The 14,441-nt window shown below is 73.1% G+C and carries 12 protein-coding genes; 6 read left to right on the top strand and 6 right to left on the bottom strand.

Annotated features, from left to right (window positions below; translation table 11 throughout):
- Window positions 1-19: 19 nt before the first annotated feature.
- The 3 genes from A4R43_RS10965 (at window position 20) to A4R43_RS10975 (ending at window position 3,310) form a co-directional block, all read left to right on the top strand.
- On the top strand, window positions 20-1,132 hold the full coding sequence (locus A4R43_RS10965; RefSeq protein ID WP_236808906.1) for an MFS transporter: 1,113 nt from the start codon (window positions 20-22) through the stop codon (window positions 1,130-1,132).
- A 94-nt stretch (window positions 1,133-1,226) separates the two neighbouring features.
- Complete coding sequence (locus tag A4R43_RS10970; RefSeq protein ID WP_113692239.1) at window positions 1,227-2,741, top strand: MFS transporter; 1,515 nt, start codon at window positions 1,227-1,229, stop codon at window positions 2,739-2,741.
- Window positions 2,738-3,310: a class I SAM-dependent methyltransferase gene (locus A4R43_RS10975; protein WP_113692240.1), complete on the top strand. Its 573-nt coding sequence runs from the start codon at window positions 2,738-2,740 to the stop codon at window positions 3,308-3,310. Before A4R43_RS10970 ends, A4R43_RS10975 begins: the two co-directional genes overlap by 4 nt.
- Here A4R43_RS10975 and A4R43_RS10980 read toward each other — a convergent pair.
- From A4R43_RS10980 to A4R43_RS10990, 3 genes are read right to left on the bottom strand one after another with little or no spacing between them, the layout of a single operon-like run.
- Complete coding sequence (locus A4R43_RS10980; protein ID WP_113692241.1) at window positions 3,298-3,999, bottom strand: hypothetical protein; 702 nt, start codon at window positions 3,997-3,999, stop codon at window positions 3,298-3,300. The two genes, A4R43_RS10975 and A4R43_RS10980, sit on opposite strands and share 13 nt — an antisense overlap.
- A complete protein-coding gene (locus tag A4R43_RS10985; protein ID WP_113692242.1) occupies window positions 3,969-5,927 on the bottom strand; it encodes a P-loop NTPase fold protein in 1,959 nt (652 codons plus the stop codon). Before A4R43_RS10985 ends, A4R43_RS10980 begins: the two co-directional genes overlap by 31 nt.
- A 51-nt stretch (window positions 5,928-5,978) precedes the next feature.
- Window positions 5,979-6,845, bottom strand: coding sequence for an alpha/beta hydrolase family protein (locus A4R43_RS10990; RefSeq protein ID WP_113692243.1), 867 nt, complete (start codon window positions 6,843-6,845; stop codon window positions 5,979-5,981).
- 139 nt (window positions 6,846-6,984) lie between these two features.
- On the opposite strand from A4R43_RS10990, the gene A4R43_RS10995 reads away from it, so the two are divergent.
- The 3 genes from A4R43_RS10995 to A4R43_RS11005 all read left to right on the top strand — a co-directional run bounded on the left by A4R43_RS10995 (window position 6,985) and on the right by A4R43_RS11005 (window position 11,676).
- Complete coding sequence (locus A4R43_RS10995) at window positions 6,985-7,578, top strand: QsdR family transcriptional regulator (protein WP_113692244.1); 594 nt, start codon at window positions 6,985-6,987, stop codon at window positions 7,576-7,578.
- A gap of 97 nt (window positions 7,579-7,675) precedes the next feature.
- Window positions 7,676-9,235, top strand: coding sequence for a class I adenylate-forming enzyme family protein (locus tag A4R43_RS11000; RefSeq protein WP_113692245.1), 1,560 nt, complete (start codon window positions 7,676-7,678; stop codon window positions 9,233-9,235).
- Entirely contained in the window at window positions 9,232-11,676 is a 2,445-nt protein-coding gene (locus A4R43_RS11005) for a helix-turn-helix transcriptional regulator (RefSeq protein WP_113692246.1), read from the top strand. The genes A4R43_RS11000 and A4R43_RS11005 overlap by 4 nt, the downstream gene beginning before the upstream one ends.
- Here A4R43_RS11005 and A4R43_RS11010 read toward each other — a convergent pair whose 3' ends face one another.
- The 3 genes from A4R43_RS11010 to A4R43_RS11020 are packed head-to-tail and all read right to left on the bottom strand — an operon-like array spanning window position 11,677 to window position 14,290.
- Window positions 11,677-12,501: a metallophosphoesterase family protein gene (locus A4R43_RS11010; protein WP_113692247.1), complete on the bottom strand. Its 825-nt coding sequence runs from the start codon at window positions 12,499-12,501 to the stop codon at window positions 11,677-11,679.
- Between the two features lie 5 nt (window positions 12,502-12,506).
- Window positions 12,507-13,706, bottom strand: coding sequence for an MFS transporter (locus tag A4R43_RS11015; RefSeq protein ID WP_113692248.1), 1,200 nt, complete (start codon window positions 13,704-13,706; stop codon window positions 12,507-12,509).
- Window positions 13,703-14,290, bottom strand: a complete 588-nt coding sequence (locus A4R43_RS11020; RefSeq protein ID WP_113692249.1) for an ArsR/SmtB family transcription factor — start codon at window positions 14,288-14,290, stop codon at window positions 13,703-13,705. Before A4R43_RS11020 ends, A4R43_RS11015 begins: the two co-directional genes overlap by 4 nt.
- Between the last annotated feature and the right edge of the window lie 151 nt (window positions 14,291-14,441).

Below are 14,441 nucleotides of genomic sequence, written 5' to 3' on the forward strand. Positions count from 1 at the left end.
CCGAAACGGTGAGGTCGCGTTGAGCCGACCTCACGGAGTACTCGGGGTGTACCTCGGCGGGCTGGTCGGGCCGTTCGGCGCGGGTGTGGTGGTGGCGATGCTGCCCGAACTCGCCGCCAGCTTCGGGACGACACCCGCCGGAGCGGCCTCGTCGCTGACGGTCTACCTGGTCCCGTTCGCGGCGGTCATGCTGGTCTCCGGCACGCTCGGTGAGCGCTGGGGCGTGGCCCGCACCCTGCGGTTCGCCTACGCCGCCTACGCCCTGACCGCACTGCTCGCCCTGGTCGCGCCCTGGTTCTGGCTGTTCATGACGGCCCGCGGGCTGCAGGGCGTGGCGAACGCGTTCATCACCCCGCTCCTGCTCGCGCAGCTGGCCGCGGTCACCCCGCGTGACCGCCTGGGCCGGGCGCTCGGGCTGTTCGCCGCGATGCAGGCGCTCGGGCACACCACCGCGCCGCTGGTCGGCGGGCTCGCCGCGGAGGTGTCCTGGCCGTGGGCCTTCGCCGGGATCGCGGTCACCGCGCTCGCGCTGGCCTTCCTGCCGTTGCCCGCCGACCCGGCACCCGTCACGGCCGGGGACCGCGCGGACTGGCGCTCGGTGGTCCGGGCGTCGGCGGTGCCGGGGCTGCTGGTGCTGGTCGGCTGGGGCTGCCTGGCCGGCCTGTCCTTCCTGGTCGCCTTCCGGCTGGAGGACGCCTTCGGGCTCAGTTCGGGTCCACGCGGGCTCGCGCTGACCGTGTTCGGCGCGGCCGGGTTCCTCACCGCCCGGCTCAGCGGCGCGTTCTCCGACCGGTTCGGCGCGCTCACCACGATGGCCACCGGCCTGCTCGGCGGCGCCGCCGTGGTCGCGGCGCTCGGGCTGGCCGGTTCGCTGCCGCTGCTCGTGGTGGCCTGGGCGGCGGGCGGCGTGGTCGCGCAACTGGTCTCGGTCGGCACGAACACCCTGGTGATCACCCGCGCCGGGGCCGCGCGCAACGGCGCGATCTCGGTGGTGCAGGCGCTGCGGTTCCTCGGCATGGCCTGCTCACCGCTCGCCTTCACCGGCCTCTACCACGCCGACCCGAGGCTGGGCTTCCTGCTGCCCGCCGCGGTGCTGGTCCTGGTGACCCCGGTGCTGGTGCGTGCCCGGTGAGCGCCCCCGTCAGGGGTTGTCCGACTTGAGGATGACTTCGAATCCGCCTTCACGCCGTCGTGCGGCACCATGTCGACCAGCGAGGATGATCGCCATGGGGAGGACCGAGGCGCTGGTGCGCCGCCGCTGGGCGGTGCTGTCGATCCTGTGCGCCAGCCTGCTGCTGGTCTCGATCGACGCCACCGTGCTGCACATGGCGCTGCCCGCGATCGCCGGTGAGCTGCGCCCGGACGCCACCGAGCAGCTGTGGATCATCGCGGTCTACTCGCTGCTGGCCGCGCCGCTGCTGCTGGCCTTCGGCACACTCGGCGACCACTTCGGCAGGCGGCGCGTGCTGGTGCTCGGGTACGTGGTGTTCGGGCTCGCCTCGGTGGCCGCGGTGCTGGCGGTGAACGTGCCGATGCTGATCGCCGCGCGGGCGGTGCTCGGCGTGGGCGGCGCGATGATCATGCCCGCCACGCTGTCCATCCTGCGGCAGGCCTTTCCCGACCGGTCGGAGCGGCGCACGGCCATCGGCGTGTGGAGCGGCGTGGCCGGTTCCGGCGCGGTGCTCGGCCCGCTGCTCGGCGGCTTCCTGGTGCAGGAGTTCAGCTGGCACGCCGCGTTCGCCATCAACGTGCCGGTGATGCTGGCCGCGCTGCCGCTGACCTACTGGCTGATCCCCGAGTCGGCGGATCCGCCGGAGGGCCGGTGGGACCTGCTCAGCGCGCTGCTCGCCGCGGCCGGGGTGCTCGGCGTGGCGTTCGCGATCAAGCAGACCCCGCACGGCGGCTCGATGTCCGTGCTCGGCCCGGCCGCCGGGCTGGCGGGCGTGGCATTGCTGGTGGTGTTCGTCCGGCGGCAGCGGAAGCTGGTCTCGCCGCTGCTGGACCTCGCGTTGTTCCGGCGGCGCACGTTCAGCGTGGCGGTCGGCAGCGTGCTGCTGGTGATGCTGTCGCTGGTGGGCCTCGGCCTGCTGTTCGCCCAGTACCTGCAACTGGTGCTGGTGCTGGAGCCGCTGGAGGCGGCGCTGCGGCTGCTGTTCGTGATGGTCGCCGCGGTGGCGGGCAGCCTGGTCGCGGCGCCGCTGCTGCGCCGGTTCGAGGGCCGCGCGGTGACCGTCGCCGGGTTCGCCGCGGTCGGGCTGGCGCTCGGCGCGGCGGCGCTGTGGCTGGACACCACGGAGAACCTGTGGCTGCTCGGGCCGGTGCTGGTCGCCGTCGGCTTCGGCATCTCGGTGGCGCTGACCGCCGCCTCGGACATGCTGCTCGCCGCCGCGCCCGCCGAGCAGGCGGGTGCCGCGTCGGCGGTCGAGGAGACCGCGTACGAACTCGGTGCCGGGCTCGGCGTCGCGGTGCTGGGCAGCATCGCCGCCGGGGTCTACACCGCCGCTTTTCCCGCCGTGCCAGGGGTTCCGCCGCGGGAGGCGGAACTGGCCGGGCGCGGGCTGACCGACGCGGCCGAGGCCGCCTCGGTGCTTCCGGAGCCGGTCGCCGGGCAAGTGCTCGACGCGGCGCGCGGCGCGTTCACCGACGGCATGACCGTCGCGCTCGCCACCGGCTTCCTCACCTTCGCCGTGGCCGCCGTGGTCGCGGCCCGGCTGCTACCGAAGACAGGAGCTGCACGATGACCACCACCGAGATCAGGGCGGGCTGGCGCACCCCGGCGGCGCTCTACCGGCTGATCAGCTCACCCGCGCTGCGCGCGGCGTTCGGCTGGGACCTGCGTGGCCGCGACGTCCGCTGGGTCCGGCCGGTCGAGGGCATGACCTGCCTGGAGGTCGGCAGCGGCGGCGGGTTCTACACCAAGGCGCTGGCCCGGCACCTCGGCGCGGGCAGTGAGCTGATCGCGCTCGACCCCGACGCGGCCAGCCTCGAAGTGCTGCGGCAGCGGATGACCGGCGCGCCGGGCGCGCGGATGACCTACCAGGCCGGGGACGGCTGCGCCCTGCCGCTGCCCGACGCCAGCATGGACGCGTTGTTCTACGGCTACAGCCTGGAGGAGTTCGCCGATCCGCTGGCCGCGATCCACCACGCGCACCGCGTGCTGCGCCCCGGCGGGCAGCTGGTGCTGTTCCTGTGGCGGCCGGTGATCGGGCGCCGCCGCCGGGAGCCGGTGCTCGACCTGCTGGAGTCGTCCTTCACCAGGGAGCGGGCCGCGGCCGGGCCGCAGAACATCCGGCTGTCCTACCGCCGCTGACCGTTCTTGGGCCCCAGCACGTAGGAGAACCGGCGGATGCGGGGTTCCCACCGCTGCAACGCCGACACGTCGGGCAGGTTCACCGCGGCGGACACCCTGGCCAGCCCGGCGTGCAGGCGCCGCCAGTCGGCGAGCCGGTCGGGGGGCAGGGGCCCGGCGACCCGGTTCGCCCCGTCGTGGGGTTCGAGATCGTCGACGAACTCGTGCCAGCCGCTCGAGGGGGCCCGGTGCACCAGCCCGCCGCCGATCCCGCGTACCGGGTCCGGGCGGGTGTCGAGCACCGCGTTCAGCAGGCGCGCGTGCCCGGTGAGCAGCGCCAGCAGCAGCACCACCGCCTGGTACTCCCCCGGTTCGCCGTCCTGGCCGAGGAACGCCGACGCCGGGGTCAGGTCGCGGGTGGCCCGCACCATGCGGTACAGGTTCACCAGCCGCTTCGCCTCGCGCGGCGTGGCCACTACAGCGTCCAATGTGGACAGCACCTTCAGCTCGGGTTCGGTGAGCGGCCGCGGTTCGGGCATCCGCACGGCCTGGCGCTGTGCGTCCACTTCGGACCCCGGCTCGATCTGGATGGCGCCCCGCGCCGGTTCGGCCGGCTTCGGCGAGGACCAGGTCACCGGCTCCCGCGGGGTGGTCCGCACCATCGACCGCAGCAGCCTGCTCATCCCGTCCGGCGCCAGCCCCGGCAGCACCAGCGGGATGTTGACGATCTTCTCCAGGTAGTCCTCCGGGTCACGCCGTGGTCCAGGATCTCCGCGTAGTGGCTGCGCAGCGCGCGCAGCAGCCAGCGCGGATCGACGCCGACCACCACCACGAACAGTTCGAAGGCGAGCAGCAGGTGCACCGCCTGCAGCACCTCGGCCACCTGACGCGGGCTGCAGCGGTCCAGGTCGTCGATGTAGAGCACGATCCGGTCGACCGGGCGCGGGGTGTCGTCGCCGGGGTTGTCCCGCCACTCGGCCATCAGCGCGACCAGCTGCTCGAAGTCCTTGCGGATGGTGGAGATGATGCCGAGGTTGCCCGCGTAGGACTCGCTGCGGGCGCGGTCGGCGAGAAAGGTGTACAGCCGCCGCCCCGGGGTGAGCTGGGCGAGCTGCCTGCCGAGTTCTCCCACCTGGGAAACGACTTCGGCCAGCTGCGCCTCGGCGACACGTTGCCTCGCTTCGGCGGCACGCAGGGCTTCGAGCTTGTCCGGCAGTTCGGCTTCGACGGCCTGGGTGATGCCGGAGTGCAGGTCCTCGCCCAGTTCACGCAGGCCGCGCAGGCCCGAGCGCACGCGCGCGAGCACGGTGATGCCGGTGCCCGCGAACACGGTGAACAACACTGCCACCCCCGCCAGCCACTCGCGTGCCAGCGGGGCGAGCAGGCCGGCCACCAGGATCACCGCGGCCAGCGCGAGCGCGATCCTGCCGTGCCGTTCACCCGGCAGCCGCCGGAGCACGGCCGCGTCGTCGGCGGAGCCGGTCAGCTGCTCGGCGAGCAGCCTGCCCTGCTCGGCTTCTTCGGTGACGCCGAGCCTGCTCCACAACCGGTCCACCCGGTCGCGGAAGGCCGTCGAGTTCCGCAGCGCGGTGACGAGGACCTTGGCGCTGCGCTCGCGTCCCGCCGCCGCGGCGTCCACTTCGGACTGAAGCGTGGCGGCGGCGTCGCGTGCCTCCTCGGTTTCCGCTTCCAGCTGCTTGCGCTGGTCGAGCCGCAGGGCGAGTTCGGCGCGGATGCGCTCGGCGCGTTCCGGGGACTTCGCGTCCACCCCGGCCAGCTGCCGGAAGATCTCGTCGCCGAGGCTGGCCCACAGATTGCTGTCGGCGTAGTGCCAGGCGTTGAAGCCGATCTGCACGACGTCCTGGCAGTAGCGGTCCGGGTTCGCCGCGGACAGCCGCTCCACCTGCGCGCGGAGCAGGCCCATGAAGTAGCTCTTGCCGGAACCCCATTCACCGAACACCCCGGCGGACAACGGCAGCGGCGTGCTCCGGTCGGCGATCACCGTGGCCAGCATGGACACGTACGGCACGACGCCGAGCTGGTCCTCGGTCAGCGGAATGCTCTGGTTGGGATCGACCAGATCCCGGCTGACTCCCCCGGCCAGCTCTTCACCGGCGTGCACCCGGGAGAACGCCGCCCGGATCGCGGACACCGACGTCTCGGACTTCCCGAAGAACACCAGCCGCCGGAGGTCACCGCCGGCCCGCTCGAGCTCCCGCGCCGCGGCGGAAACCACCGTCTCGGCGGCCACTTCGGCCGGATTGCCCAGGCGCCCGGCGGACAGCAACGGCATCCCGAGCGAGCTGACCTCCGAGCGGGCCGCCGCCGCCACGGCGGTCCGCACCGCCACGCCCGGCTCCCACGGTTCGCCGAACTGGGCCGGTGAGGCGACGAAGATCCCGAGCGGCGGACTCCCCTGGCCGCCCAGGTTCATCGTCCACGGCGACTCCGGGGAGATCGAGCCGAACGGGATGGCCTCCCAGTTCGTGCGGGGAAACCGCTCTCGGAGCGAGTCACCCAGTTCGCCGAGCGTGTCCCCCACCGGCACCACGATCGCGTCGAGACCCAGTTCCCACGGGCGCCGCGTCCTGGCCACCCGGCATTCGACGGAACCGACCGTCCCCAGCAGTTCGTCCACGACCGCAGAACCTACCGGGGAGGCCGTGCGCGCACGGCCTCCCCGGGGGACTCAGCCGTTGGGGCAGGTGCTGCGGAACTCCTCGACCAGCGTGGACTTCGACGGCCCGGGGCAGAGGAACTGCTCGTAGCGGGTGTCGTTGTCCACGAACCGCTTCAGCCACGAGATCATGTACTTCGCCTGCGTGGTGTTCGGCGTGTTCGGGAAGAAGTGGCTGGCGTTGTTCAGCTCCAGGTACGCCTTGTCCGGCGCGCTGGTGAGCGAGGTGTAGAACGGCTCGGCGTGGCTGGACACCGGCGCCACCGAGTCCGACTCGCCGCCGATGATGAAGGTCGGCACCTGGTCGGTGTTCCAGGTCTTGTCGGTGTTCCACGGCGCGAGCGGGATCGCCGCCTGCAGGCTCGGCCGCTTGACCGAGGCCTCCAGCGAGCCGCCGCCGCCCATCGAGTGCCCGGCCACGGCCAGCCGCGACGGGTCGATCTTGCTGCGGACGGTGCTCGGGCTCTGCTGGGTCAGGTAGTCCAGCGCGGCGAGCAGCTGGTCACCGCGGCTGGCCGGCTGGTCGTAGATGGTGTTCGTGTCGATGGTGATCACCACGAACCCCTGCGAGGCCAGCCGCCTGCCCATCCAGGAGATGCTGGACTGGGTGGCGGTGAACCCCGGCGAGATGGCGAGCGCGCCGTAGGTGCCCTCGGCGGTGCTCGTCGGGTAGTAGACGGTGCCCCCGCCGAACCCGCTGACCAGGCTGGACACGGTGGTCTCCGCGGTGGAGAACGGTCCGGTGGGGGCTTCGATGCTGGAGGTGGTCGGGTCGGGACCGCGTTCGTACGGGTTCTCGGCGGCGCTCGCGGCGGGGCCGGCGAACGTGGCCGCGCCCAGCGCGATGGCGAGCGCGGCACCGGTGAGTCGTTTGCGCACTTCGTTGTGCTCCTTCTGGGGTGGAACGTGACGGACGGTGCTGACTCTGGCACCCGCCGCGCCCGGCTGGCATCGGTGAAATCACCAGCCCGCGTGCGTTCACCCGTGCCGCGGACCGCCGCCGATAGGCTTTTCACTCGTGACCGCACCCGCCGAGGACCTCGTCCGCCGGGCCGCGCGCAAGCTGGTGCGCGGCGAACGGCTCGATCTGGGCACGCTCGCCGTCGAGGCCGGGATCTCCCGCGCCACCCTGTTCCGCCGCGTCGGCAACCGCGAGGACCTGCTCGGCGACGCGCTCTGGCTGATGTCCGAGCGCACCCTGGCCAAGGCGGTCCGGCGCTGGGAAACCACCGAGGGCCCGGTGGTGCGGGACGCCGAGGGCCGGTTGCGCTGCCTGACCGTGATGGGCTGGTACCGGGCCGACGTGGCGGCCTCGACCGGGCTGCGCGTGCTGCTGGACAACGAGCCGACCACGGCGATCCGGGTGCTCACCGATCCCCACGGCCGGGTGCAGCCGCGGGTGATCGCCGCCTACCGCGAGCTGCTCGCCCGCGACGTCGCCGACGGCGGCTTCACGCCGGTGGTCGACCTGGATTCGCTCAGCTTCGCGTTGGTGCGTCTGGGGGAATCCTTTCTCTACTCCGACGTGGTCGCGGCGGGCAGGCCGAACCTCGAAGCGGCGGCCAAGCTGCTGGGAGTTCTTGTCGAGGGCACGCCGGCGGCGGTGAGATAGCCACCTTCGACGCTTGTGAAACACATCGCCTTGGTGTTTCATGCGGACAGGCTCGCGTGTGCCTCCCGGACGCTGTTGTCCACTAAGGAGTGTCCCCATGCCCGACACCTGGCTGCCCGGTTTCGGCCCGTCGCTGGACTACCCCGAGGTGAGCGTGCCGTCGATACTGGCCGGGTCCGCCCGGCGGTACGGCGACCGCCCCGCCTTCGTGCACGAAGGCGAGCAGCTCAGCTTCCGCGAGCTGGGCCAGGCCGCCGCCGCGTTCGCCAACGGCCTGCTCGCCGACGGCCTCTCCCCCGGTGACCCGGTGGGCCTGCGCATGCCGAACTGCCTGGCCTACCCGGTGGCCTACTACGGCACGCTGCTGGCGGGCGGCACCTTCGTGCCGGTCAGCCCGCTGCTGCCGGAACCGGCCGCGCGGGCCCAGCTGGCCGACGCGGGCGCGGTGCGCACGATCACCGCCGCCGACGTGCCCGCCCTCAGCGCCGGGCAGCGCGAAACGCCGCCGGAAATCGACGTGGACATCCACCAGCACCTGGCCCACCTCGCCTACACCGGCGGCACCACCGGCGTGTCGAAGGGCGTCGAGCTGACGCACCGGAACGTGGTGGTGAACTGCCTGCAGTACGCCTGCTGGGGCACCGGCTCGGTGCCCGCGCTCGACGAGCACGGCGGGCTGGTGCTGGACCAGGTCGGCAGCGCCGAGGAGTGGCCGACCCGGCTGGGTACCGGCATCGCGATCAACCTGACGCCGTGGTTCCACGCGATGGGCACGATCGGCGGGCTGAACGTGCCCGTGCTCAGCGGGACCACGATCGTGCTGCATTCGAAGCTGGACCCGGCCGCCTACCTCGCCGACGTCGAGCGCCTCCGCGTCACCTCGATGGGCGGGGCGCCCGCGTTGTTCGCCGCGCTGCTGGCCTGCCCGGACATCCGCACCCGTGACCTCGGCTCGGTCCGCTCGATCAGCTCCGGCGCGGCGCCGATGCCGCTGGAGATGATCAACCAGCTCGGCCGCCTGCTGCCGGGCGCGCCGATCCTGGAGGGCTACGGCCTGACCGAGGTCACCATGGGCGCCACCAGCACCCCGTCGCACCGCTCCGGCAGGCACAAGGCGGGCGCGGTCGGGCGGCCGGTGTTCGACACCGAAGTGCGGCTGGCGTCCCTGGATGGCGACGACACCGAAGTCCCGCCCGGCGAACGCGGTGAGGTCTGCGTGCGCGGCCCGCAGGTGATGCGTGGTTACCACAACCGGCCCGAAGCCACCGCCGAAGTGCTGCGGGACGGCTGGCTGCACACCGGTGACATCGGCGTGCTGGACGCCGACGGCTACCTGTCCATTGTGGACCGCAAGAAGGACATGCTGCTGTACAAGGGGTACAACGTCTACCCGCGTGAGCTGGAGGAGCTGCTCATCGCGTTGCCGGAGGTGGCCGCCGCCGCGGTGGTCGGCCGCCCCGACCCGGCGGTCGGCGAGCTGCCGGTGGCCTTTGTGGTCCCCGCCGGCGCCTCGGTGTCCGACACGGCCGTGCTCGACGCGGTCAACGCGCAGGTCCCCGGGTACAAGCGGGTGCGCGAACTGCGGTTCGTGCCCGAGCTGCCGGTGTCCGCCGCCGGGAAGATCCTCAAGCGGGCGCTGCGCGAACAGCTGACATGACCGGTCCGCCGCCGGGGCGGGAGCGGGAAGTGGCGGTGCTGGACGAACTGCTGGCCACCGGGGGCGGGGTGGTGCGGTTCACCGGGCCGCCGGGCATCGGCAAGACCCGGTTGCTGGACCACGCCAGGGCGAGCGGGCCGCGGCAGCTCGGCGCGGCGGGCTGCCCGGCCGAGCGGTCGCTGCGGTTCGGTGCGCTGCACCGGTTCCTGCGGCCGGTGGCGGGTGGTTGTTCCGGCGAGGTGCGGTTCGCGGCGGGCCTGGGTGGTGCCGAACCGGCGGAGTTCGCCCTGCGCAGCGCGGTCCACCGCCTGCTCGCCGGGCTCGGGCCGGTGCTCTGCTGGGCCGACGACACGCAGTGGTGGGACGAGCCGTCGCTCGAGGTGCTGGCGTTCGCGGCACGGCGGCTGGCCGGGTTGCCCGTGGTGATGGTGTTTGCCGGCGGGCCGGGACCGGCCGGGCCGGACCCGCTCGAAGACCTGCCGACGATCCGCCTGGCGCCGCTCGACGACTCGTACGCCGCGGCCCTGCTGCCGGCGGCCCTCTCCCCCGCCAAGCGCGCCCGGTTGCTCACACGTGCCCGCGGCAATCCAGCGGATCTGCTGGAGCTGGCGGAGTCCGGCGGGGAAACGCTGCCGCCGGACGGTCGTCAGCGCGCCGCCTACCGCCGCGTCCTCGACGGGCTTTCCCCAGCCGCTAGGCGGTTCGTGCTGCTGGCCGCGTCCGAATCACCGTTGCCCCAGGCGGAATTCGACCGGTGCGGGGTGCGGGCCCGCGACGAAGCACACGCCTCCGGGCTGCTCGCCAGTCCCGCGGTCCGCGCCACCGTCCGGGAGGACGCGGCCCCGGCGATGGCCACGGTGCTGGCGGAAGCCGCCGTGCGCGCGGGCGTGACGGTCGAAGCCGTACACGCCTTCGAACGCGCGGCGGCGCTCGGTGAGAACGGTCCACAGTGGCTGGTCCCGGCCGCCCGCGGCGCGTGGGAACTGGGCCGGACCGCATGGGCGCGCAAGCTGCTGCGCCGGGCCGGGGATCGTTTGCTGCAAGGGGAAATCGAGCTGCGCGACGGTGAACCGGCCGTCGCCGCGCACGAACTGCTGACCGCGGCGGAAACCCTGCCGCCGTCCGAAGCCTCGGTCGCGCTGATGCTGGCCGGGGAAGCCCGCCGGATCAGCGGTGACCTCCGCGGGTTCGCCGCCGTCGCGGACCGCACCACCCAGCTCGCACGCACCGCCGACGCGCCGGGCGTCCGGCTCGCCGCGGCACACCTGCGCGGGCTGGCCGCAACCTTCTCCGGACGTCACGACGAGGCCATCCCCGCGCTGGAGGAAGCATTGCGCGTGGCGCCCGGTGACGTCCGGAGCCAGGTGTGGGCGGCGGAAGCGGCGCTCGCGCTGGGCCGGACCGCGCTCGCACACGAGTACGCGGCGGCGGCCGTGGCCCGCGCGCGAATCGACGCGGTGACCACGCTGCCGTGGGCGCTGATCCACCTGGGCATGTCCGCGGCCCTGCTCGACCGGCACCGCGCCGCCGTGGCCGCGGCCACCGAGGGGCTGGCCGAAAGCACCGGCCAGCGCACCTGCGCCGCGGAGAACCTGACCGTGCTGGCGCTGTCCGCCGCGCAACTCGGTGATGTGGCGACCGCGCGGAAGTGGCTCGACCAGGCCGATCTCGACCGGCGCTCGCTCGGGCGGCCACGCGCGATCGCCGCGTGGGCCGAGGTGTGCGCCGACCTCGCCATCGACCGCCCCGACGACGCGCTGGCCCGCTTCCGCACGCTGTCCGCCGACACCGGGCACGCGCAACCAGCGATCGCCGTGCTCGCCACCCCGCTGCTGGTCGAAGCGGCCGTGCGGTGTGAGGAACCGGAGTACGCGGTGCGCGGGCTGCGGGTGCTCGACGGCTGGGCGGAAGCGACCGGAAGCGTGCAGTGGCGGGCACTCGCGCAACGCTGTCACGGTCTGCTGGCGCGGGATCCGGACGTCGCCGACAAGCACTTCACCGCCGCGGTGGACCTGCACCGGCTCGCCAGGACCCCGCTGGAACTGGCCAAAACCCAGCTGTGCCAGGCCATGCGGTTGCGCCGGGACCGCCGCTTCCGCGACGCGCGCGAACTGCTCGGCGACGCGGCCCGCCTGTTCGACCAGCACGGTGCCGAGTTCTGGGCCGGGCGCGCCCGCGCCGAACTCCGCGCGGCCGGTGGTGACCCGGCCGGGCCCGCCGACGGCGACCTGCCCTCGCTCACCCCGCAGCAGACGCAGATCTCGCTGCTGGTCGCGGGCGGCAAGACCAACCGCGAGATCGCGCGGCGGCTGGTGATCAGCCACCGCACGGTCGACCACCACCTGCGGAACATCTACACCAAGCTCGGCGTCCGGTCCCGCGTCGAACTCGCCGCCTTACTGGCGAAACGAGCCACCCCAGGGACTTCTCGCGACGACTGATCAGAGAAGGCGGTGCAGCGGCACCGGCCCCCGGGCCCGCTTGCGCCATTCACGCGGGTAGCCGAGCGAGACCTCTTCGAAGCGCACCCCGTCGGCCTGGGTGGAGCGCGGGATGTGCAGGTGCCCGTACACCGCGATCTCCGCGCGGAACCGCAGGTGCCAGTCCTCGGTTTCGGTGGTCCCGCACCACATCGCGAACTCCGGCCAGTACAGCGGCTCGGTCGGGTGCCGGTGCAGCGGCCAGTGCGACATCAGGATGGTCTTGCGGTCCGCCGGGATCTGCTGCAGCCGCTGCTCGGTCACCTTCAGCCGCTGCGCGCACCATTCCTGGCGCGTCGGGTACGGGTCCGGGTGCAGGAAGTACTCGTCGGTGCAGATGACCCCGGCCTCCCGCGCCTGGTCCATCGCCACCGACAGCGGCCGCCCCTGCGCGGCGGGGGTGCGCCAGCTGTAGTCGTACAGCAGGAACATCGGCGCGATGGTCAGCGGCTCGCTCCCGTGCTCCCACACCGCGAACTCGTCCTCGGGCGTGAGCACGTCGATCTCGCGGCAGCGGCGCACCAGCTCGTCGTAACGCGCCTGCCCGCGCAGCTGCACCGGATCGCGGTCGGTGGTCCACAGCTCGTGGTTGCCCGGTACCCAGATCACCTTCGCGAACCGGTCGCGCAGCATCTTCAGCGTCTTCATGATCGCCGGGACCTGCTCGCCGACGTCCCCGGCCACCAGCAGCCAGTCCTCCGGCCCGTCCGGCTGGATGGTGTCGACGACCTCGGCATTGCCTTCGTGGGTCACGTGCAGGTCACTGGTGGCGAAGAGGGTGGGCACGTCCCCTACGTTAGCGCCGGGCTCGGCCGCCGGGGCAAGCGCAGCAGGACCACCACCGCGACCGGCAGGAACAGGAACGACTGCACGCCGAGCAGGAGGTCCAGCGCGATCCGGTCGGCCAGCGCGCCGGCCACCAGCATGCCCGCCGCCTGCGCCGCGGCCATCCCGGCGAACGCGGTGCTCAGCACCCGCCCGGTCAGCTCCGGCGGGGTCACCGTCTGGACCACCGACAGCAGCCCCGTCCCGACAAAAACCCCAGGTCCACCGGCTACCGCGAACAGTCCGGCGAACACCGCCATGGCCGTGGTCAGGTGCGCGGTGTGCCACGTCAGCGCCGAGTACAGGCCCATCACCAGCGCGCCCCAGCCGAGCAGTTTCGCCGGGTCCACGCGCCGCGCCACGGTCGCCACCAGCACCCCCGCGGCCAGCCCGCCGATGGCCTGGACCCCGCGCAGAAGTCCCGCGTCGGCCTCGTCACCCCCCAGGGTCCGGAGCACAAAAACCAGGAAAAGCACCAGGAACATGCCCTGCGCGGCCTGCAGCAGGACCACCGCCACCGAGACGACCCGCAGTGCCGGGTTGCACCGGACCTCGGCCAGCCCGTCGACCCACTGCCGCAGCACGTGCGGCCGCTCCCCCGTGCCCGGCAGGTCCGGGGCGAAGCGCGGCGCGAACAACGCGCCGGCCAGCGCGAGCACCCCGGCGTAGACGGCCACCGTGATCCCGAGCCCGCCGGAGGCCAGCAGCCAGCCACCGGCCGAGCCGCCCGCCAGCCGCGCCACGCTGGCGTTCACGCTCATCAGCCCGTTCGCGCCGGTCACCCGGTCCGGGCCGGCCACCTGCGGGACCAGCGCGTTGCGCGCGGGTTCGGCGATCGCCGCCAGCCCGGCCTGCGCCGCCATCACCGCGTACAGCACGGCGACGTGCTCGGCCAGCAGCAGCGGCAGCGCCACCGCGGCCTGCGCGAGCGAGACCAGGCAGAGCACGCGGTGCCGGTTGCCGCGGTCGGCGAGCGGCCCGGCGAGCGGGCTGACCACCACCGCCGGCACCAGCCCGATGATCATCATCAGCGCGGTGGACGCCGCCGAGCCGGTCAGCCGGTACATCACCAGCGGCAGCGAGACCTGCAAGATCCACTCGGCGATCTCGGAGCACAGCGAAGCGGCCGACAGCCTGGCGAACTTCCCGTCCCGCAGCAGGTTCATCTGCTCGGCCGCCCGTCCGCCTCGATGCGCGGGAAAGCCCGCAGGCTGGCGTGCACCGGGCGCGCGTCGGCGGGCGCGTCCTGCCGGATGGTGGCCACGTACGGCCGGATCAGCGCGTCCACCGCCGCCACCAGCTCCGCCAGCTCGGCCGCGGTGATCCGCAGGCCGTAGAAGCCGATCGACGCGGCCTCCCGCCATTCGGGTTCGGCCTGGTCGGCGGTGTCGAGATAGCGCTGGGTCAGCAGTTCCTCTTCGCGCAGCCGGGTGCCGAACGCGGCCAGCCGCGCCGAGCGGGCGGAGGGCTCGTTGTCGAACTCGCCGAAATCCAGGCCGACGTGCTTCGCCCGCCACGGCCGTTCGCGCCCGTCCCCGCCCTCGGCCCGCTCGACCATGCCGAACTCGGCGAGCTGGCGCAGGTGCCAGCTGCAGTTCGAGGCGGTCGAATCCACCGCGGCCGCGCATTCGCTGGCGGTGCGCGGGCCCACCGACATCAGGTAGTTCAGCAGCGCCGACCGCAGCGGGTGGGCCAGCGCCTTGAGCAGCGCCACGTCGTGGACGCGGGTGCGCGGTGGCAGCTCGGCCATCGCTCCTCCAACCTGAAAGAATTCTTTCGAAAGTTCTCTTTCAGAGTTACACGGAAAATTTCTCCGGACAAGGGGTTGCTAACTCAACTTCAGTTGCGTTAAGCTCACCGCATCATGGACAACTGATCCCAGCCCTCATCCGCGTCCGAGG

It is taken from the genome of Amycolatopsis albispora (genome assembly GCF_003312875.1).
In the GTDB taxonomy this organism is placed as follows: Bacteria; Actinomycetota; Actinomycetes; order Mycobacteriales; family Pseudonocardiaceae; genus Amycolatopsis; species Amycolatopsis albispora.

Coding starts and splice junctions, on each gene's coding strand:
- A4R43_RS10970 (WP_113692239.1), top strand. CDS start 1,227: ATGGGGAGGACCGAGGCGCTGGTGCGCCGCCGCTGGGCGGTGCTGTCG.
- A4R43_RS10975 (WP_113692240.1), top strand. CDS start 2,738: ATGACCACCACCGAGATCAGGGCGGGCTGGCGCACCCCGGCGGCGCTC.
- A4R43_RS11000 (WP_113692245.1), top strand. CDS start 7,676: ATGCCCGACACCTGGCTGCCCGGTTTCGGCCCGTCGCTGGACTACCCC.
- A4R43_RS11005 (WP_113692246.1), top strand. CDS start 9,232: ATGACCGGTCCGCCGCCGGGGCGGGAGCGGGAAGTGGCGGTGCTGGAC.
- A4R43_RS11015 (WP_113692248.1), bottom strand. CDS start 13,706: ATGAACCTGCTGCGGGACGGGAAGTTCGCCAGGCTGTCGGCCGCTTCG.
- A4R43_RS11020 (WP_113692249.1), bottom strand. CDS start 14,290: ATGGCCGAGCTGCCACCGCGCACCCGCGTCCACGACGTGGCGCTGCTC.